26 protein-coding genes are annotated in these 19904 nt (G+C 54.2%); 25 read left to right on the top strand and 1 reads right to left on the bottom strand.

The features are described 5' to 3' along the window. Positions 1 to 9: 9 nt before the first annotated feature. On the bottom strand, positions 10 to 501 hold the full coding sequence (locus NNL35_RS21135) for an inorganic diphosphatase (protein ID WP_254553692.1): 492 nt from the start codon (positions 499 to 501) through the stop codon (positions 10 to 12). A 209-nt stretch (positions 502 to 710) separates the two neighbouring features. On the opposite strand from NNL35_RS21135, the gene NNL35_RS21130 reads away from it, so the two are divergent. From NNL35_RS21130 to NNL35_RS21010, 25 genes are all read left to right on the top strand, one after another. Next, positions 711 to 1301 carry a CPBP family intramembrane glutamic endopeptidase gene (locus tag NNL35_RS21130; RefSeq protein WP_111157017.1) on the top strand — a complete coding sequence of 197 codons (591 nt, stop codon included), beginning with the start codon at positions 711 to 713 and terminating at the stop codon, positions 1299 to 1301. After that, positions 1298 to 1693: a hypothetical protein gene (locus NNL35_RS21125; protein ID WP_133381242.1), complete on the top strand. Its 396-nt coding sequence runs from the start codon at positions 1298 to 1300 to the stop codon at positions 1691 to 1693. The genes NNL35_RS21130 and NNL35_RS21125 overlap by 4 nt, the downstream gene beginning before the upstream one ends. Before the next feature lie 6 nt (positions 1694 to 1699). Next, positions 1700 to 2509: a metallophosphoesterase gene (locus tag NNL35_RS21120; protein WP_254553691.1), complete on the top strand. Its 810-nt coding sequence runs from the start codon at positions 1700 to 1702 to the stop codon at positions 2507 to 2509. A gap of 135 nt (positions 2510 to 2644) precedes the next feature. Then, complete coding sequence (locus NNL35_RS21115) at positions 2645 to 3076, top strand: DNA-directed RNA polymerase (protein WP_111157028.1); 432 nt, start codon at positions 2645 to 2647, stop codon at positions 3074 to 3076. A 266-nt stretch (positions 3077 to 3342) separates the two neighbouring features. After that, positions 3343 to 3963 (top strand): genetic competence negative regulator, encoded by a 621-nt coding sequence (locus tag NNL35_RS21110; RefSeq protein WP_254553690.1) that lies wholly within the window; start codon positions 3343 to 3345, stop codon positions 3961 to 3963. A gap of 174 nt (positions 3964 to 4137) precedes the next feature. Next, positions 4138 to 5388, top strand: coding sequence for a Glu/Leu/Phe/Val family dehydrogenase (locus NNL35_RS21105; protein ID WP_111157027.1), 1251 nt, complete (start codon positions 4138 to 4140; stop codon positions 5386 to 5388). Between the two features lie 65 nt (positions 5389 to 5453). Next, entirely contained in the window at positions 5454 to 6167 is a 714-nt protein-coding gene (gene prsW, locus NNL35_RS21100) for a glutamic-type intramembrane protease PrsW (protein WP_111157026.1), read from the top strand. Between the two features lie 119 nt (positions 6168 to 6286). Beyond that, positions 6287 to 6436 carry a hypothetical protein gene (locus tag NNL35_RS21095; protein ID WP_006285250.1) on the top strand — a complete coding sequence of 50 codons (150 nt, stop codon included), beginning with the start codon at positions 6287 to 6289 and terminating at the stop codon, positions 6434 to 6436. Between the two features lie 118 nt (positions 6437 to 6554). Beyond that, positions 6555 to 7898, top strand: a complete 1344-nt coding sequence (gene ypeB, locus NNL35_RS21090) for a germination protein YpeB (protein ID WP_111157013.1) — start codon at positions 6555 to 6557, stop codon at positions 7896 to 7898. 119 nt (positions 7899 to 8017) lie between these two features. Further along, positions 8018 to 8659, top strand: coding sequence for a flagellar brake protein (locus NNL35_RS21085; protein ID WP_254553689.1), 642 nt, complete (start codon positions 8018 to 8020; stop codon positions 8657 to 8659). 543 nt (positions 8660 to 9202) lie between these two features. Beyond that, positions 9203 to 9526: a hypothetical protein gene (locus NNL35_RS21080; RefSeq protein WP_254553688.1), complete on the top strand. Its 324-nt coding sequence runs from the start codon at positions 9203 to 9205 to the stop codon at positions 9524 to 9526. A 342-nt stretch (positions 9527 to 9868) separates the two neighbouring features. Continuing rightward, a complete protein-coding gene (locus NNL35_RS21075) occupies positions 9869 to 10069 on the top strand; it encodes a hypothetical protein (RefSeq protein WP_006678909.1) in 201 nt (66 codons plus the stop codon). Positions 10070 to 10219: 150 nt separating this feature from the next. Next, entirely contained in the window at positions 10220 to 10924 is a 705-nt protein-coding gene (gene cmk / locus NNL35_RS21070) for a (d)CMP kinase (RefSeq protein ID WP_006678908.1), read from the top strand. A gap of 6 nt (positions 10925 to 10930) precedes the next feature. Continuing rightward, positions 10931 to 11509, top strand: a complete 579-nt coding sequence (locus tag NNL35_RS21065; RefSeq protein ID WP_006678907.1) for a lysophospholipid acyltransferase family protein — start codon at positions 10931 to 10933, stop codon at positions 11507 to 11509. A gap of 254 nt (positions 11510 to 11763) precedes the next feature. Next, positions 11764 to 12984, top strand: coding sequence for a 30S ribosomal protein S1 (gene rpsA, locus NNL35_RS21060; protein WP_006678906.1), 1221 nt, complete (start codon positions 11764 to 11766; stop codon positions 12982 to 12984). A 111-nt stretch (positions 12985 to 13095) separates the two neighbouring features. Then, entirely contained in the window at positions 13096 to 13689 is a 594-nt protein-coding gene (locus NNL35_RS21055; protein ID WP_238535427.1) for a permease, read from the top strand. A gap of 140 nt (positions 13690 to 13829) precedes the next feature. Beyond that, on the top strand, positions 13830 to 15152 hold the full coding sequence (gene der, locus NNL35_RS21050) for a ribosome biogenesis GTPase Der (RefSeq protein ID WP_006678904.1): 1323 nt from the start codon (positions 13830 to 13832) through the stop codon (positions 15150 to 15152). A gap of 12 nt (positions 15153 to 15164) precedes the next feature. Continuing rightward, positions 15165 to 15779 carry a glycerol-3-phosphate 1-O-acyltransferase PlsY gene (plsY, locus tag NNL35_RS21045; RefSeq protein ID WP_006678903.1) on the top strand — a complete coding sequence of 205 codons (615 nt, stop codon included), beginning with the start codon at positions 15165 to 15167 and terminating at the stop codon, positions 15777 to 15779. Continuing rightward, positions 15769 to 16794, top strand: a complete 1026-nt coding sequence (locus NNL35_RS21040; protein ID WP_006678902.1) for an NAD(P)H-dependent glycerol-3-phosphate dehydrogenase — start codon at positions 15769 to 15771, stop codon at positions 16792 to 16794. The genes plsY and NNL35_RS21040 overlap by 11 nt, the downstream gene beginning before the upstream one ends. A 95-nt stretch (positions 16795 to 16889) precedes the next feature. Next, a complete protein-coding gene (locus NNL35_RS21035; protein WP_006678901.1) occupies positions 16890 to 17168 on the top strand; it encodes a stage VI sporulation protein F in 279 nt (92 codons plus the stop codon). A gap of 210 nt (positions 17169 to 17378) precedes the next feature. Then, positions 17379 to 17558 carry a DUF2768 family protein gene (locus NNL35_RS21030; protein WP_006678900.1) on the top strand — a complete coding sequence of 60 codons (180 nt, stop codon included), beginning with the start codon at positions 17379 to 17381 and terminating at the stop codon, positions 17556 to 17558. A 34-nt stretch (positions 17559 to 17592) separates the two neighbouring features. Then, complete coding sequence (locus tag NNL35_RS21025) at positions 17593 to 17895, top strand: 2Fe-2S iron-sulfur cluster-binding protein (RefSeq protein ID WP_006678899.1); 303 nt, start codon at positions 17593 to 17595, stop codon at positions 17893 to 17895. Positions 17896 to 18015: 120 nt separating this feature from the next. Next, positions 18016 to 18627 (top strand): nucleotidyltransferase family protein, encoded by a 612-nt coding sequence (locus NNL35_RS21020; RefSeq protein ID WP_006678898.1) that lies wholly within the window; start codon positions 18016 to 18018, stop codon positions 18625 to 18627. A gap of 91 nt (positions 18628 to 18718) precedes the next feature. Further along, positions 18719 to 19075, top strand: a complete 357-nt coding sequence (locus tag NNL35_RS21015) for a 2Fe-2S iron-sulfur cluster-binding protein (protein ID WP_006678897.1) — start codon at positions 18719 to 18721, stop codon at positions 19073 to 19075. Positions 19076 to 19148: 73 nt separating this feature from the next. Beyond that, positions 19149 to 19889: a hypothetical protein gene (locus NNL35_RS21010; RefSeq protein WP_040733582.1), complete on the top strand. Its 741-nt coding sequence runs from the start codon at positions 19149 to 19151 to the stop codon at positions 19887 to 19889. Positions 19890 to 19904 lie beyond the last annotated feature (15 nt).

The following is a 19904-nucleotide window of genomic DNA, read 5'->3' as shown; positions in this document are numbered from 1 at the left end:
TGAAAACGGTTATTTGGTTGCGTTGTATCGGACAATGCACTGTTCATACAGATTTTTGGCGAATTCGGCATCCTTCCAGCCTTCGATGGTCGTCTTCTTGTTCTCCAAGTCTTTATAGACTTGGAAGAAGTGCGAGATTTCTTGCAAAAGATGCGGCTGCACGTCGTGCAGCGATTTCACTTCATTCCAGCGGGGATCTTTCGTCGGCACGGCGAGGAGCTTCTCGTCGCGGCCTTTGTCGTCGGACATGATGAGCACCCCGATGACGCGGGACTCGATGACGCAGCCCGGGAAAGTCGGGAAGGTGGTGAGAACGAGAATGTCAAGCGGATCTCCGTCCTCCGCCAGCGTATCGTTCACATACCCGTATTCGGTTGGATAATGCATCGGGGAGTAGAGAACGCGATCGAGAATGAATCGGCCTTTTTCCTTGTCATACTCATATTTGTTTTGGCTTCCAGCCGGAATTTCGACGAAAGCCTCTACAACCAAGTTGGACATGCGGCATTGCCTCCTTCATGAATGAACGTGTCGCCCGAATCGGGCGGGGGGTGGTAATCATTGCTAACTTTACCTATTGTAGAGGAAGCGTCGAGCTGATTGCAATGGCCGAGGTTGTATCGGAGTCATTTTTTCTGATATGATTCATCTGTCGGTTTGTCGCAACTTTACTTGCATCTTCGTGTATATATCGGTAAGGCAGGGATCGAATGAAACAGAAATGGAATCAATTTAAAGAACGGCAGGTTCGTGTTCACGAACTGGACGATCGCCTCCTGCTCCTTAACCTGTACCTGACGCAAGGCTTGACCCTGCTGGCAGGACTCATATGGATATGGCTGCAGGGCAGAAATCCGTTCGCCCTTCTGGCTCTGCCGGCAGGATGGCAGTGGCTGTGGTGGAGCGCCGGACTGGCCGTCGTCGTCGTGCTCGTCGATATTGCCGTATCGCAATTCGTGCCGGAGGAAATGACAGATGACGGGGGCATGAACGAGAAGCTGTTCGGCAAGCGGCCGGTGTGGCATATTGTCGTCATTTGCCTTATTGTAGGCATATGTGAAGAGCTGCTGTTCCGGGGGGCGGTGCAGCATGCTTTTGGTCCGTACTGGACCAGCATTCTGTTCGCCGCGATCCATGTCCGCTATTTGCGCCATTGGCTGCCGACACTGATGGTATTTCTAATCAGCTATGCGCTCGGGACCGTCTACGAGTGGACGGGAACATTGTGGGCGCCTATTGCGGCTCATTTTTTCATTGATTTGATTATGGGACTTATTTTACGCTTTCGGAGGGAGTTATGAGCGAGAAGCGGCCAGACCCGTCATTTCGCGGGTTCACACGCAGATCTGCGGCCCCCGACATGGAAGACAGTCCGGCGCTCACTGCGCTGCGCCGGCTGCGGGAAGATTCGGCGCCCAAGGCTTCCGCCCCTGGGAAGGAACCGGCCGGATCCCATCCAGACACCACGACAACAGCATCGAACCATCAGGGAGACGAGCCGGGGGATCAAGCGGTGGCTCTCCTTGATGAGGAAGAGGATGAAGATCGTTATTTGCCATCCCGCAAAGAATTGTATCCTTCCAACTACGCAAAAATTACGCAATGGTTTTACAATATATTGTTTTTGCTGTTTATCGGGCTTTTAATCGCTCTCTTCTTGTGGGGGCGGCATAAGATGGCGTTGGAGGGATAATTCGCCATGATTGCTGTTATCGGTCTTGTTGTACTGGGCTTCTGTGCCGTTACGGGCTACATGTTGCGGGAAGCGAGCGGATGTAACATTGTGGAAGAGGAAGTGTCGTTAAGGCGGCTGCCGTCATCCTTCGACGGCACCCGCTTGTTTTTTATTTCTGATATTCATCGCCGGACCATTACCGAGCGGGAGATGGCAGTTCTGCTGAAGCATGCCAAGGCGGATCTCGTCATCCTTGGCGGCGATATAACGGAAGCCGGCGTTCCGCTGGAACGGTGCAGGCATAACATACGGATGCTGTCGCGCCTTGGTCCTGTCGTTGCCGTTCATGGCAATCATGATTACAAGACCGATATCCGCAGGCTTGACGATATGCTGAGGGGATTGGGCGTGAAGCTGCTGGACAATGAAGCCGTCCGGCTGGAGCGGGATGGAGCGGGGATATGGCTGGTCGGCTGGGATGACTTCAGTACGGGAAGAACGAACGCCAGGCTCAGTATGCTTGACGTTCGGGAGCAGCCGGGGTGCACCATCGTCGTTACTCATGATCCGCGCTCGCTGCGCGGGGAGAATATGGAGGGCATCGATTTGGTTTTGTCGGGGCATACTCATGGCGGCCAAATTTGCTTGCCGGGCCTCGGACCTATCCGGACAGGGAAGTTTTACCGCCAATACTTGGCCGGCTGGTATCCGTTCTCCGACAAAGACGGACATCACACACGATTATTCATCAGCAGGGGATATGGGACCTCGCATGTCCCTTTCCGCCTGTGCAGCCCGCCGGAGGTTCATTTCATTACGCTTCGGGCACGCTAACAGGCAAAGACCGCACTTGGCTGTCCTGGCGACGGCATGCCCCATTGTTTCCTGAATTTATTGCGCATGGTTCAGGTGAACGGCGACCACACTAACTACTGAATCCTAATAATCGAGGAGGGAACAGCAGTGAATATGAGAGCATTTTTTACCGGTTCGGCTCTCGGTGTAATCGCTGGCATGTATATGGCCGATCGCCGATCGCTTGCGAACCTGCAGTCCAAGCTTCAGGTGGCTGGAAACGTGATGCAGGACGTGATGGGCCAAGCGAAAAACAAAGTGATGGATTCTGCGATGACGAATCTGGCCAATATGGGCAACGCCTTGTCCAAAGCGGCCGGCCAAGCGAACGCGAACGAGTTCAGCCTGGACAAAGTTAAGCAGCTCATCGACAGCGATCCGGAAGTCAAGCGCAAGGTTGATGCGATTCTGAGCGAGAACGGACTGGCTCCGCTGCCTTCATCCATGAATTCTTCGGCTGCTGCCGCGACCGCCCAGGATGCCTTAAAGACTTCGGTTCAAGCGTTAGAGGCCAAAGCGGACATGCAGCAGCAAGCCCGCCACTAATGAAATAGCAAGGAATGGCTGCACGATCATGCAGCCGATTCGGGCCGTCTTGATCGAGCAACCGGCAACAAGAGCCGTCGAGCGTTCATCGACGGCTTTTTTGGGTATTTCCAGTACATACCTAAGAAGATGCGAACAGGCTATTTTATGTAGTGCAAAACATTTGAATTAATGATAACATGAGGTTACAAGGAACCATTTTCAGCACATATTATATGTTGCTTCATAATCTGTTATAACCGAAGTTGCAAAGGAGGGTCCTGTCCATGAAAATCGAACGTCTGAGCCAAGACAAAATCCGTGTTTTTCTTACGTTCGACGATTTGTCGGAGCGCGGGATCCAACGCGAAGATCTGTGGCGCGAGATGACGAAGCTGCAGGAGCTGTTCGCGGAAATGATGGACCAGGCTTACACTGAACTCGGATTCGACGCGACGGGACCGCTTGCCGTAGAAGTGTTCGCAATGCCTGCCCAAGGCATGGTCGTCATTGTAACCCGAACCCGCTGGGATGGTGCGGGGCATCATGCGAGCGGCGCGGATGAAGACGAGCTGGATGATGTGTATGAAATGGAAGTAACGCTGGAAGAGAGCGACACCATCGTTTTCGCTTTCCGCGATTTTGAGCATTTCATCGAGGCGGCTCATACGGTGAATACCAATTTCTCCGTCTCAGGTGCGCTATACCAATATAATAATCAGTGGATATATTATACGGAACCGGCGGATCTCGACTCTCACCGTCTGCAAGGTCTGGTTTCCATTCTTGCTGAGTATGGGGAAGCCGCGTCCGTCACCGCCGCAGTTCTGGAGGAGTACGGTACATGCATTCTCCCGGAGAATGCGATTTCCGTCATTTGCAGTCATTTCCCTCCTCGGCACGCCTAAATGGTTTCTGTTGATTAACAGGGAGCGCCCGCTTCGGAACGGAGCGAGTCCCCTGTTTTCATTTGTCATCATATGTCAGTCAGTATATTCAAGCTTGCTCTCATTGGACACAGCAATGTCCAGACACCCGGGTTCAATGAGTTTCTCTACTATAAACCTATGAGGTGAATAATGATGACCGCTAATGATCACAACTCCCTACTTGCTTCTACTCAGCTCGTCATTGAACAGGCATTGCAGCGTCTGGGTTATGGACAAGATATGGTGGACCTGATGAAGGAACCGCTTCGCATGCTGACGGTGCGGATACCGGTGCGCATGGATGACGGCAAAGTTCAGGTGTTCACCGGCTTCCGTGCCCAGCATAACGATGCTGTCGGTCCAACCAAGGGAGGCGTGCGCTTTCATCCGGATGTGACGGAAGAAGAGGTCAAAGCCCTGTCCATATGGATGAGCTTGAAATGCGGAATTGCAGACTTGCCGTACGGCGGCGGCAAAGGCGGAATTATTTGCGATCCGCGGCGGATGTCGTTCGGCGAACTGGAGCGGTTGAGCCGCGGATATGTCCGCGCGATTAGCCAGATGGTCGGTCCGAACAAGGACATTCCGGCGCCGGACGTCATGACCAACTCGCAAGTTATGGCATGGATGGTCGATGAGTATAGCCATATTCGGGAGTTCGACTCCCCGGGCTTCATTACGGGCAAGCCGATCGTGCTTGGAGGATCGAAGGGGCGCGAGACCGCCACGGCGCAGGGCGTCGTCATGATGATCTTCGAAGCGCTCAAGGTGCGCGGCATTCCGCTCAAGGATGCGCGCGTCATCGTGCAGGGCTTCGGGAACGCCGGCAGCTATCTGTCCAAGTTCATGCATGAAGCGGGAGCGAAGGTGGTCGGCATCTCGGACGTCAACGGTGCGCTCTACGATCCGGAAGGGCTCGACATCCCGGATTTGATAGACCGCCGGGATTCGTTCGGCACCGTCACCAATCTGTTCAAGAATACGATTACGAACGAAGAATTGCTCGTGCAGCCTTGCGATATTCTCGTTCCGGCAGCGATTGAGAATCAGATTACCGAGGACAACGCCCATCAGATCCAGGCGAGCATTATCGTCGAAGCGGCCAACGGACCGACGACGATCGAAGCGACCAAGATTGTCACGGAACGGGGCATTCTGCTCGTGCCGGACGTCTTGGCAAGCGCCGGCGGCGTCATCGTCTCCTATTTCGAATGGGTTCAGAACAACCAAGGCTACTACTGGAGTGAGGAAGAAGTTATGCAGAAGCTGCAAACGCTGATGACGGCGGGCTTCAACAAAGTATACGAGACGCATCAGATGAAGCAAGTGGACATGCGGCTCGCCGCTTATATGGTCGGCGTGCGCAAGACGGCTGAAGCGGCGCGCTACCGGGGGTGGGTGTAAGTGTGGGCATAGTACCGGCTATCACAGCGATAGCCGCCAGCACTTCAGATACGGCCGTGCAGACGATGGAATCAACGACGCCGATACTGCCTTTGCTGACGGCCGCGATAGCCCCCGGCATTGCGCTGTTGGTGTACTTCTATCTGAAGGACCGCTATGATTATGAACCGATTCATATGGTCGTGCGCGTGTTCCTGCTCGGATTTTTGATTGTCTTCCCGATAATGATTGTGCAGCACGGGCTCGTGCTGTGGTGGGGAGACAACCCGCTCGTATCCTCCTTCGCCATTTCGGCTGGGGTGGAAGAGGCGGTCAAATGGTTCGTGCTGTATCATATGATCTATAATCATGTTGAGTTCGACGAGCATTACGACGGAATTTTATACGCCGTTGCAGTGTCTCTAGGCTTTGCCACCATCGAGAACGTCCTGTATGCATGGATTAATCATTCTTCCTTCTCGCATTTGCTCCTGCGGGCGCTGCTGCCGGTATCGGGGCATGCGATGTTCGGCGTGATGATGGGCTACTATATGGGCAAGGCGAAGTTCACCAAGGACAATGGCGGACGGACCAGGCGCTACCTGGCCTATTCCCTGCTGTTCCCTATTTTCTGGCATGGCATTTATGATCTGATATTGTTGACGGTGACACGTTACTGGATATGGTTTGTCGTACCGCTGATGATTTTTCTGTGGTACTACGGCATGGGCAAGGTGCGCCGGGCGAATGCCCGCTCGCCTCTTCATCTGGTGAAGCGGGAGGAAGAGATTAATATGTGAACGGGTAGGCAATACTGGCACATAGGAAGTGAGGAGCGATCCTTGCTGTTTCCTCTCCGAAGCGAGGTGTTCACAGCGACGTTGTGAACACCTCTTACAGATGATGGAGGAGTGAGCGTGTGCGGGTAAAAGTAACCATTCGCTGCAACCGGTGCGGAGAGAAGTTCGTGCTGCGCGGCAAGAGGGAAAAAGGCCGTGTGGAAACGGGCTTCAAGCAATGTCTGTGCGACAACCGCGATAATTTTGAAGTCGAAGAAGAACCGATTTGATGGCAGAGTTGTCTGCCTGAAGAGCGTAACATAGGAAACGATGCATAAACCTTCCGCTGTTCCAGCAAACTATGGATAAATCCATGTACAAGTTGCTGTGAAGGGAGACGTTTGTACCATGTATAAACGATTAAGTGCCGTTATGTTTCCGATCGTTACGCTCTTTTTCATTGGAGCGATCGTGTGGGGCTATCAAGAGCATCAAGAGAAAAACTCGATTTTGATCAAGGCGGAAAACCAATATCAACGGGCATTCCATGATTTGACGTACCATGTTGACAGGCTGCACAGCGAGCTCGGACGCACCCTTGCGGTCAACTCACAATCGCAGGCCATGCACCGCAAGGGGCTCGCTAATGTATGGCGCATTACGAGCCAAGCGCAGAATGAGATTAACCAGCTTCCGCTGACACTGCTGCCGTTCAACAAGACGGAGGATTTTCTGTCCCGCATCTCCAATTTCGCTTACCGCACCTCGATTCGCGATCTGACCAAAAAGCCGCTGTCGGATGACGAAGTGAAGACGCTGAAGACGCTGTATAAGAATGCGGGCGATATTTCAAAAGATTTGCAGAAGGTTCAGCATAAAGTCATCGCCAACAATTTGCGTTGGATGGATGTAGAGACCGCGATGGTGTCAGAGCAGCAGACGCTGGACAATACAATTATCGACGGCTTCAAAACCGTGGACAAAAAGGTCGGCGATTATCCGGAACTGAATTGGGGACCTACCATCGCCAACATCTATACGAAGCGTTCCGTCAAGATGCTGAAGGGCCAGCCGCTAAGCGTAGAGCAAATCCGGCAGAAGGCGGAACAATTTTTGGGCAAAAAAAATTACAAGAAAATTGAAGTCAGAGAGAACGGTAAAGGGACGGAGCATGAATCCTATACGGCCTTCGCCGATTACGGCAATGACGGAAAGGGAACCGTAACGATTGACTTCACGAAGCAAGGCATGCTGATGGCGTATATGGACGCCCGCGAGATTAAGGAGAAGCGGATTTCGATGAAGCAGGCCAACCAATCCGCCAAGCAGTTTTTGAAGAAACACGACTATCCGGACATGGAGGCCGTCAAATACAATGAACGCAACCGCGTCGGCAGCTTCACCTTCGTGCCGGTCGTGAACGGCGTCTACGTCTATCCCCAGCAAGTCAGCGTGCGCGTCGCGCTTGACAACGGGGAAGTGACTGGGCTCCAGGCGACGGATTATGTATATGAGCACAAGGACCGGAACATCGGCAAGGCGAAGCTCACGAAGCAGGAAGCGCAGAAGATGCTGCATCCGGAAATGGAGGTTCAGTTCGATCGGCTGTCCCTGATTAAGAATGATGAAGGGGAAGAAGTGCTGTGCTATGAATTCGGGGGCAAGATCAACGGTACAACGTACCGCATCTATATTAATGCCGAAAATGGACAAGAAGAGCATATCGAAGAAATGACTGCCGTGCAAGAATAACATTTGCGCCGCAAAAGCGCCGGAGGAGCGTCTATTCTGGAAACAGGAGGATGCTTGCCGGCGCTTTGTGCTGTTGGACCAAAGCATCCCGTGGTATAATTGCCCACAGGGGGGAGCTTATGTTACCTAAAATCAATGATATGCTATATATGAAGCTGGAGCGTTCTCCGGAGGAGGCTACCTACAAAGCAAGGGTGACCGAATTGGATGACGAGCGCATCTGGATGGAGGTTCCGCTCTGCGAAGAGACCGGCAAATTCGGATTGTTCCCCATCGGGGAAGAGTTGGATGTCTTCTTCTCCCGGAACGACGGGATCAAATGGCATTTCCGTTCCCGGGTCGAGGGCAAGCGCAACGAGGCGATTCGAATGCTGTCTATCCGCAAGCCGAACCCCGACGATATGACGAAAATGCAGCGGCGCAATTATTTGCGGGTGCAGGCTCAACTGGAGACGGCGGTATCGACGGTGGACGGCGTGCCATTTTTGGCGTGCACGGAGGATGTCAGCGGCGGCGGGGTCTCGCTTACGGCCGCGCCGAAATGGGGCCTTCGCGAAGGACAGCTGCTGCAATGCTGGCTTGCGGTTCCGTTCCGGAACGGAACGATCGAGCACATTCCGTTCACCGGGGAAATCGTGCGGGTTCGCCCGCTTCATGAGGAGCGGAATCTGATCATGATGAAATTCGGGCAGATCGCCGAATTAGACCAGCAGAAGTTGATCCGGTTCTGCTTCGAACGCCAAATTGACGCCAGAAAATGAGTCTTGTCTCCGAAGCGCATCATACATACGGGGGGCCAAAAAAGTAGTTTCACTACAGTGAGACAGCCCCCCCTTGATTCTCAAAGTTCGAATCGCCGAAAACTGCAAAAATGCACTTTTCCATTATGAAGTGAACTTCGTTACAGGGAATCCTGCAAAACTGCATCAATTTCTGACTATCCAATCGATAAAAGACAAAAATCGATGAACATCATGTACTTTTCAGGCTGTTGGAAAACCCCTGTTTTTTGCGAAGGGGTGGAGATTGTCCATTTTCCTAATCAAAACTTGGCTCTCAGAGCGTTTAAGTCGATTTTTTCTAGTGAGAGACGAGATCCACCATATAAAAAATGAAGTGGAGAAAATTCCTACAGACTTCTCAACGGCCTGATTTTTACGGGATCCAAAAAGACTGCGTCGGATCCTGGGGGCATCATCGCCTCCAGGAGGTATCATCGCCTCGATGCCTTCAGCAGGCATCGTTCCTCTCGGGGCTTGAACGCGTGGAGGGAATTGCTGCTATTTTACAGGAATTTCGGCTCAATGAGTCCACATCCCGAGGAATTGCTGCAAATCTACATCATTTATTGCCCTTTTGCTTCAAGTCGAAGCGACACGCGTGAAATTCCTGCAGTTTTGCAGGATTCCCTTTCTGGTAAAGTCGTCCATATCGAAATTGCTGTATTTGCGCAGGATTTCGCTTACCGAATAGAGTGTCTGGAGAAATCGTGTAGTTTTGCGGATTTCGCCTACCGGATAGACGTGTCTAGGGAAATGGTGCACAGTTTTGAGGTCGTTGGAAAACCCCTGTTTTTTACGAAGGGGTGGAGATTGTCCGTTTTCCTATTCAAAACTTGGCACGCATAGCGTTTTAAATCGATTTTTTCTGCTGAGAGACGAGACCACCACATAAAAAATGAAGTGCAAAAAAACCCTTGGACTTTCTCAACAGCCTGACTATCTGCAGGAATTTCATCAAATAGCGGCTGAAAGAGCAGAAATTGCTGCATCCACGCAGGATTTCACTCCTTCATCCATCTTCAAACGGTTTGCGTGCCGCCGTTTTTCCCGCTTCCACATTCTCTGTTGAGTCGTCACCTCAATCATTTTGCAATGCTTATGAGACACTCCAGCGCTAAATCGACAGTGCATAATCTGATGGAAGGCCAGCCATAATATTCCTCAAACACAAGGAGGAAGTGGGAACTGGTGCACGATCGGGAAGCGGCGATTATGGATTGGTGGGAACGGATTTTCAGGTGGATGGTCCGCATCGGGCTGGTCTTCGCCGCGGCGCTGCTTGCGGTGCAGCTGCTGCTTACGCACGGCGGGATAAGAAGCTTGATCTGCAAGGTGGAGAGGCTGGAAGGCGTGCCGTATCCGGCGGCCGGCGCCACGAAGAAGCCATGAAGCCGATTCGGGGGAACGGGCGGATCCTCTCATTGCCTGTTTTGCATCCCTACATGAAGTGTGGTATAATTTTGACGTCGCAGGCAACGCCTGCTTTTTTAGTGATATCTCTCTATATACGGTGATTGTTCCAGGAAGGAGTCAGACTCGTTGACAGTACAGTCCAACGCTCCTGTGCTTCGTTTGAATATCGCTATCGACGGGCCTGCAGGAGCAGGGAAGAGCACAGTAGCCCGCCTCGTCGCCCGCGATTTGGGTTATACGTATATCGATACCGGTGCCATGTACCGGGCGGTAGCGTTACATATGTTACGCTTGGGAATTGATCCGGAGGATGCGGATGCGATTCATGAAGCGATGAAGGACGTCGCGATTGAACTGATCCCGCTTGATTCCAGGCAAGCCGTTCTGTTGAACGGCACCGACGTTACGGACGAGATCCGGACGCCGGAGATTAGCCGGCTCGCTTCCTCGTATGCCCGGTCATCCGCCGTTAGGGAGAGGCTTGTCCACCTCCAGCGCGACATGGCTGCCCGCAAGGGGGTCGTCATGGATGGCCGCGATATTGGCACGCATGTTCTTCCCGATGCCGAACAGAAGTGGTTCGTTACCGCGTCCGTAGAAGAGCGCGCGCGCCGTCGCTACGCCGAATCGAGCGGCGTTGACGGCGCGACCGTAGAGCAGTTCATGCGGGAGATTGCGGCTCGCGACAAGCAGGACGAGACGAGGGATGTATCTCCGCTGCGGCAGGCGGAAGACGCCGTTCTGCTCGATACGACACGCATGTCGATAGATGAGGTCGTTCGTGTCATCGTGGATCAGGCCAAATTATTATGCAGAGATGGGGAACGGTAATCAATTATGTTTTATACGATGATAAGGGCGCTGCTTCGCCTGATTTACCGCGTTCTTTTCCGGTTGGAGGCTTCCGGGAAAGAGCATGTGCCGAAGGAAGGCGGCGTTGTCCTCTGCTCCAACCATATCAGCCTGCTGGACCCTCCGGCGATAGGAATATTGCTGAAGCGGCGCATCCGCTTTATGGCGAAGGCCGAGCTGTTCAACATACCGGTATTCGGTGCGGCCATCAAGGCGTTGGGCGCATTTCCCGTCAAGCGGGGCGGCGTCGGCAAAGAAACGATCCGCACGGCGTTTCAATTGCTTCAGGACGGGGATATTATGGGTATATTCCCTGAAGGCACGCGCAATACGGACCAGTCGACCGCAGCGAAGAAGGGAGCGGCGATGATTGCGCTCCGCAGCGGCGCGGCTGTCGTTCCGGTAGCGATTATTGGAAGCTACAAGCTGTTCCGCAAGACCCGGGTCGTCTATGGCCCGCCTATCGATATGTCGGATCTGCTGGAGCAGAAGGGAAGCGACGTCCTGGAGCAGGCAACCGACCGCATCATGGACCATATCAATCGCCTTAAGCGGGAAGGTTGACGATTGCGGAGGCCATCGTGCATGAATTTCCGCTAACGTAAGATACTACAGGTATTATTTACAGGTTATATTCGACAATGTTACGACATCCCGATGCGGGCGGCTGTTCGAACGGCCGCGGACGCGGACGGATTCGCATATTATGGCATTCGCGTCAGCGGTGCCATCTGCAGAAGGGCACGGAAGAGTCCTTGCGAAGCCCGCCTCTAAGGCGGGGTTCAATAAATGGGGTTTCAATTGAGGAGGTAGTTCACATGTCTGAAGAAACAAAAGTCAACGAAACAGCCGAAACGGCAAACCAGGAAGTGATGGAAAACATCGTGTCCGTCAAAAAAGGGGATACCGTCAAAGGCACGATTGTCAAAATCGATGACAACCAAGCGGTCGTTAGCATTGGATATAAATATGACGGTGTCATTCCTGTCCGCGAATTGTCTTCCGTATCCGTCGACAATATTGCGGATGTTGTCCAAGTAGGGCAAGAAGTCGAATGCAAGGTTGTCAGCATCGACGATGACAAGGAGCGCATGGTTCTGTCCAAGCGGCAAGTAGACAGCGAGAATGCATGGGATGTCATGCAGCAGCATTTCGACAACAACGAAGTATTTGAAGTTACGGTTGTTGATGTCGTCAAAGGCGGCGTCGTAGCCGATGTCGGTGTCCGCGCATTTATTCCTGCATCCATGGTAGAGCGTCACTTCGTAGAAGACTTCAGCGATTACAAAGGCCGCACGCTGCGCGTAAAGGTCAAGGAAATCGATCGCGAGAACAACAAGCTCATTCTGTCCCAAAAAGAAGTGCTTGACGAAGAGTTCGAAGCGAACAAGAAGCGTGTCATGGAGAGCCTGAGCGAAGGCCAAGAGCTGGAAGGCACTGTACAGCGCCTGACTCAATTCGGCGCTTTCGTTGACGTGGGCGGCGTGGACGGTCTCGTTCACGTATCCGAGATGGCTTGGCATCATGTCGATAAGCCGTCGGATCTCGTTCAAGAAGGACAGAAAGTAAACGTAAAAGTATTGAAAGTCGATCCGGCGAACGGCAAAATCAGCCTGAGCATGAAAGCAACGCAGCCAGGACCTTGGGAGCAAGCTGCCGACAAGATCAAGACAGGCGATATCTTGACTGGTGAAGTGAAGCGCCTCGTCGACTTTGGAGCCTTCGTGGAAGTGGCTCCTGGCGTGGAAGGCTTGGTTCACATTTCCCAAATCGCGCATCGCCACATCGCGACGCCATCCGAGGTGCTGAAGCAAGGACAGACGGTTCAAGTGAAGGTGCTTGACTTCAATCCGGCTGAGAAGCGTGTCAGCCTGAGCATCAAGGAGACGGAAGAAGCGCCGGCTCCAGCGCCAAAAGCCGAGAAGAAAGTAATGAAGGAAGAGTTGAACAATAACCCGAACGTTTCCTTGAACAATCAAGGAATGAGCGTCACTTTAGGTGAGCGCTTCGGCGATATGCTCAACAAATTCAAAAAATAATCGAATCCGTGTCCTTCGGCGGGCTCCTCAGGAGCCCGCCGTTTATTTTTGCAGACTCCTTCAAATAATAAGCAAAAAAGGAATCGGAGTTGAAGCGATGTGTTGCCGGGGATGCTGTCATTCATTTTGTGGCTCTGCTGTGCCATATTGATGGCGACGGGATGGAGGGATGTGCTGCTGCCCGGAACCGCCCGATCGGTTCTGCTCCTGGTCGGACTGTTCTGGCTGTTCTATCATGATGCCGGCTTCGGGCTGCTCCCGGAAGGACACGGGATTCAGCCGGTGTGGCTGCTATGGTGCATGATCGCGGGAAGTCTGGCCGGCATGCAGGCGGAAGCCTCCGGCTGGATCATGTTCGTTCTGGCCGGGCGGATCGTATTGATCGGCGCGGTCTGGCTGTGGACGGCGCTGCTGTCCCAGTCGGCGGTCTGGCCGCTTCCGCTTCTCCCGGTCCACAGCGTCGCCTACCTGATGATTATCGCGATCGTGCTGCTGTGCTCCCGGGACTGGACGCATCAGTGGATCATGCTGACGCTGGGGCTTACGGCAGGCGAAGGACTCATTCAATTGAAAATGTCCTCTGCCGCCGAATTCGGCAGCGCCGCCGTGCAGGATGCGTGGTGGCTCATGTTTGTGACCGTCCGGCTGCTGTCTGCCGTCATCGAATGGTCCCGGCACAAATGGATTCAGACGCGCTTGCAATGAGCCGGCGGCGCATTGTAAGTGCCGGACAAATCAAAGCTACAAATTAGTCAGGTCTCCTGCAAATTGGTTAGCCAAGGTGCTGATTTTTTGATATGATGAACTACGTGTAGATGTTGCATTAGAGATGAGGAGTGAACTGCATGGCAAAACCCGTTGTTGCCATTGTCGGGCGGCCGAACGTCGGCAAGTCCACCATTTTTAACCGAGTCATCGGCGACCGTTTGGCCATAGTGGAGGACAAGCCTGGCGTGACACGCGACCGTATTTACGGAACGGGCGAATGGAATGGCAAGCCGTTCAACGTTATTGACACGGGCGGAATTGAAGTGTACGGCGAAGACGAGATGCTCCGCTCCATCCGTGTGCAGGCCGAGTTGGCCATTGAAGAAGCGGATGTCATTGTTTTCATGTGCGAAGCGAAGAGCGGCGTAACCCAGGCGGACGAGGAAGTGGCTGAGATTCTGTTCCGTTCCGGCAAGCCGGTAGTTCTTGCGATTAACAAAGTAGACAACTTGCAACGCATGGACGATGTTTATGAATTTTACAGTCTTGGATTCGGGGATCCGGTGCCTATCTCCGGTTCGCACGGCACAGGACTTGGCGATTTGTTGGATGAAGTGGTCCACCGGTTCCCTGAGACGACCGAGGAAGAGTACGATGAGGATGTTATCCGGGTCGCCCTGATCGGAAGACCGAACGTAGGCAAATCCTCGCTTGTCAATGCCATATTAGGCGAGGACCGCGTCATTGTGAGCGATATTGCCGGCACGACGCGCGACGCGATCGATACTCCGTTCGAGAAAGACGGACAGCGGTTCGTGCTGATCGATACGGCCGGAATGCGCAAGCGCGGCAAGGTGTACGAGACGACCGAGAAGTACAGCGTCATGCGCTCCATGAAAGCGATCGAGCGGGCCGATGTCGTCCTTGTCGTCATCAACGGCGAAGAAGGCATCATTGAGCAAGACAAGCATATTGCAGGCTATGCCCATGAGGCAGGCAAGGCGGCGCTCTTTGTCGTCAATAAATGGGATGTCGTCGAGAAGAACGATCGCACGATGCATGAATTCGAGACGAAGATTCGCGATCATTTCCTGTTCATGCCTTATGCGCCCATCGTCTTCTTGTCCGCTAAGACGAAGCAGCGGCTTCACAAGCTGCTTCCGGTCATCGAGCATGTTGCCGAGCAGCACGCGAAGCGCATACCGACCCATCTCCTCAACGATGTTGTCAGTGATGCGGTCGCTTACAACCCTCCGCCAACGGATAAAGGCAGACGACTGCGCATTAATTATGCGACGCAGGTTGCGGTGAAGCCGCCGACGATTGTCATCTTCGTCAACGACCCGGAACTGATGCATTTCTCCTACGAGCGCTATTTGGAGAACCGGATTCGGACGTCGTTCGACTTCGAGGGCACGCCGATAAGGCTGTTCACCCGCCGCAAATCCGATGAAGGTTAGGGGAGAACGGAATTGGTATATTCAATCATTGCCATAATGGCAAGTTATTTAATCGGTTCAATCAGCTTCAGCCTGCTGTTCGCCAAATGGCTGCGCGGGATCGATATCCGGCAGCATGGGAGCGGCAATGCCGGCGCGACCAACACGCTGCGCGTGCTGGGCAAGGGACCGGCCATCTGCGTGCTGCTGCTGGATGCGGTCAAAGGAATTATTGCCGTGCTGCTTGGATGGTGGCTGGCCGATAATGCCTGGGTGATGGTCGGGTGCGGCATCGCGGCGATTGCCGGCCATAACTGGCCGGTGTACTTCCGTTTTCGCGGCGGCAAAGGGATCGCGACGACGATCGGCGTCCTGGCGATGCTAGCTTTTTGGCCTGCCTTCACGGCAGGCGTGCTGGCCATCGCCTCGATTGTCTGGAAGCGGTATGTGTCCCTCGGCTCGCTTATTTTCACGCTGCTGACACCGGTCTTTATTTTGATTTTTCGTTATGAGTGGCCGATATTTTGGGGAAGCCTGCTTATTTGCGCGTTCGCCTTCTATCGTCACCGAAGCAATATTATGAAGCTGTGGAGAGGCACGGAGAACCGCCTCGGCTCGAAGAAAGGAGAGGTGCCACGTGTCCGCTAAAGTTGCCGTGCTCGTCGCCGGAAGCTGGGGGACGGCACTCAGTGAGGTGCTTGCGCAAAATGGGCATGACGTGTATTTATGGACACGCCATTGCGACCAAGCGGAAGAAATTAATGAGAAGCATCGCAACGGAAAATATTTGCCGGACGTCGTGCTTCACCCGGGCTTGAAGTCGACCTGCAGCATGCAGGAAGCGATGGAGGGGGCCGCGGCATGCGTTGTCGTGGCGCCTTCTTCTGCCATGCGCCAAGTGGCTGGCCAGATGAAGCCGTATGTTACGGATGAGATGATTATCGTCCATGCGACCAAAGGCTTCGAGACCGAGTCGCTGGCCCGCATGTCGGAAGTGTTGGCTGCGGAGCTCGAATGCAGCTTGGAGCGCATCGCGGTCCTGTCGGGGCCGAGTCATGCGGAGGAAGTGGTTCTGCAGTGCCCGACGACGGTAGTCGTCGCTTCCGCCGGCTTGGAGACGGCGGAACAGGCGCAGGATCTGTTCATGAATGACACCTTCTTCCGGGTGTACACGAATCCCGATGTGCTGGGTGTCGAGTTGGCCGGCTCGCTCAAAAATATTATTGCGCTGGGCGCAGGGCTGTCTGATGGGCTCGGCTTCGGCGATAACGCCAAAGCGGCCCTGCTGACTCGCGGATTGGCCGAGATCGCGCGTCTCGGAACGAAAATGGGCGCCAATGCGCTTACGTTTGCGGGCCTGGCCGGCGTCGGCGACCTTGTCGTCACCTGTACGAGCCAGCATAGCCGCAATTGGCGCGCCGGCTCGATGATAGGGCAAGGCATGGCTGTGGACGACGTCTTGTCCCGGATGGGGATGGTCGTCGAAGGCATCCGCACGACGAAGGCGGCTTACCGTCTGTCCGAGCAATACGGGGTGCAGATGCCGATTACCGAGCAGCTGTATCGCGTCCTGTTCGAAGGCAGGGAAGCGAAGACGGCGGTCGAATATTTGATGGGCCGCGTACGCAAGCATGAGATCGAAGAAGTGGCTACCTGGTCCTGATCGTTCAAGGAAGAATGCGGAAATCCGGCGGTATCTCTCACCTCCCTTGAAGTCTGTTCATACATTATAGGTAAACAGACTTGAGGAGGGAGTATATGTCGAACAACAAATTCCCGAAGGATGCTTTGAACAAGATTAACAGAAAAGCCGGCAAGAACATAACCGAAAACCAAATCAAAAGGCTTGCCGGCTCGGTTAAGCCTTCCACGCTTCAAAGCGAGGCCCAACTGCGCCAGCTCATCAAGCAGGTTGCTTCGGTGGCGAAGCTTCCCGTGACGGAATCTACGATAAATGATATTGTCAGCGCCGTGAAGAAGAGCGGCATGAATCCGAACAACATGGAAGCGTTGATGAAAATGATGATGAAGAAGTAGCGGTTACCGTCCCGAACCGGCCGGCAGCGTGAGCGGATGCTTGCGCTGCTTATTTTTTTGGTTAGGAAACGCTGGGTTGCATGAAGCGCAAACAAGTTATCCTGATCAAACTTCAGAATGCCGCCAGTTGAATCATCCACTCTCGTTTTCTTCTGCGGATACGAATGGTATAATGGGAGCAGTTTGTGAGGAATGGGAGAATCAGAGACTATGGATGGTATGACGAAGATGTGGGTATCGTTTATCGGAATCGGCCTCATGGCTTTTTCCGCCTTTTTAATCATGTTCGCCCGAACGAAAACCAAGGGCTGGGTCAAAGGCATTCTATCGTTTGTCGCATTCATTATGTTATTGGCCGGGATGCTGTACGGCCTGATTTCCATTATGTAATCACAATACGCATATTCAGGAGGAATAACCGGTTATGGCAGACATTAAGGTACGGGGACGTGAACGAGAGGCTACCGTGACAGTGCCGGTCGGAACAACGCTGCTTGAAGCCGCGATCCAGGCCAAGGTGGACTGGGCCTATTCCTGCACGCGGGGGACCTGCGCCCGCTGCCGCTGTCAGATTGTCTCCGGCTACGACAACCTGGGCGATGTCACCGATGCGGAATGGAACCGGATGGAGGAGGACGAATTCCATCAAGGCTACCGGCTGGCCTGTCAGACGACGGTGGTCAAGGACGGTCAGGTAGAAGCGATACATAAGCCGTATTTTGGATGACGCAGCTGCGTCTATTTACCTGTCCATCATTACGGGGACTTCATCATTTGCACGTGTTGTGGACGGGCTTCATGCCCCTCACGCCGCGTCAAGATTCACAGAAGAAATGGAGCACGCCGCATGAACGAACATTCATTGTCTCATTCGCTTGAGAATAGTATCCGCCTTTTGACGGAGGCCTGCCCGCCGGAGACGCTGCCTTGGATGCTGGGCGGGAGCTGCGGCTTGGTCCTGCAAGGCGTGGATATCGACCGCGAGCCGCGGGACATCGATGTGTATGCCGATGAAGAGGAGGCGGGTTCCCTGCACCGCGCCTGGGCCGCCTGGTCGACGGATGAGCCGGAATGGAGCGTCACCGACCGCTATCGCTCGCTGTTAAGCCATTACCGCCATGAGCGGGTTACGGCCGAGCTGGTCGGGAGCTTCACGGTCACGACGCCGCAATGCCGCTATGAGACGGTGATTATCGAAGGGCTGTGGCCCGTCGGGCCGGAGTATGCACTCGGCCGCCACATCATCCGGCTGATGCCGCTGGCGCATGAGCTGGTCTTCAACCTCTTGCGCGAGCGGGAGGATCGAACGGAGGCCATCGTGCGCGTCATCAATCGTGATCCGGATAAGCATGTCGAGGCGATGCGGGCCGTGTGGAACCGCTGCCAGGCCAGCTCGAGCTTCGCGGAGCGGCTGTATGTGCTCTGTCCGCAGGTGTTGGCCGGCATCATCCCGAACTGAACCGTTCGGGAATCAGTGGAAGAATAGAAATGTATGTTCAAAAAGGCCGGCTTTCAGCCCGAGCAGGTTGCAGTGAAAAGGAGATGGCGCTGTGGGAACGCGCGTAACATTCATGCCGGCCGGCAAAGTCATTGATGTCACCCGGCCGACGACGATACTGGCGGCCGCCCGTCAGGCCGGAGTCGCCGTACGAACGCGCTGCGGAGGCAAAGCGGGCTGCCTCCTGTGCAAGGTGAACGTGTCCGGCGATGCGCATGCCGTCACGGCGCCGACGCCGCCTGAGGTGCGGAAGATGGGGATGGAGGAGACGCTTGGCGCTCGCCTTGCGTGCCAGGTCCGGCTGAGCGGCCGAACGGGAAGCGTAACGGTCGAGGTGCCGGAAGATCCGTTGAAAGCGCTCGTCCGCCGCAAGCTGGAGGAACAGCGCGGCGAGGACGCGCTGTGGTAGGTGGCCAATAATACATATATAAATAGGCAAGTTTTCAACTGAAGCAACCTCTAATAGAAACAGGCTGGAGGGAATGAGAGTGAACCGACAACGAAGGACTGGCATCGTGGCTGTAACCGCTCTATTGCTGGCGCTGCTGCAAGGATGCATGTATCCAAAGGAGTTGCGGAAGGAGAATCAGCAGTCCGCCCGCGAGGGCGTGCTGCTCGTGCAGAGCGCCGTGGATGAATATTTGAAGGATACCGGGCTGCTCCCGATACAGAACAGCGAAGAGGAAGTTCCCCGCTATGAGAAATTCCGCGTTGACTTCGAGGTGCTGAAGCGCAGCGGCAAGCTGAGCGCCACACCGGCCAGCGCGTTCGAGGCGGGCGGTACCGGTTCCTATCTCATTATCGACGAAGAAACGGAGCCGAAGGTTCGCATCATGGATTTGGCGGTGGCGCAATATGTGAACGATGCCGCCCGTGCCGTCGATTCCTACAAGCGCAAGGAGGGACGCCTGCCTTCGAAGGAGGAGGCCTACCCCGGATTCTATCGCATCGATGAAGCCGCCGCCGATCTCAAGCCGTCGAACGTGAGAAATCCGTTCAGCGGAGAACCGTTGACGCTTATGATGGATGAGCAGGGACGCGTCTATGCCGATTACGCGATCGAGCTGATGCAGGTGATCGAGGCGGGGGATAAGCCGCCTGCCGAGGACGGAACCGATCTTCGCCCGCTGCTGACCGGGAAATCATTCTATGTCCCGGTCAAATCCGTCCCGTACATATGGAAGGACGGGGCCCCGTGGCCGCAAGCGGAACCCGAATCGTAATCGATGCGCCGGCAA

This window comes from Paenibacillus dendritiformis (genome assembly GCF_945605565.1).
In the GTDB taxonomy this organism is placed as follows: Bacteria; Bacillota; Bacilli; order Paenibacillales; family Paenibacillaceae; genus Paenibacillus_B; species Paenibacillus_B dendritiformis_A.
The sequence above is the reverse complement of the archived record's forward strand: the minus strand, read 5'-3'. Positions and strand labels throughout refer to the sequence as shown.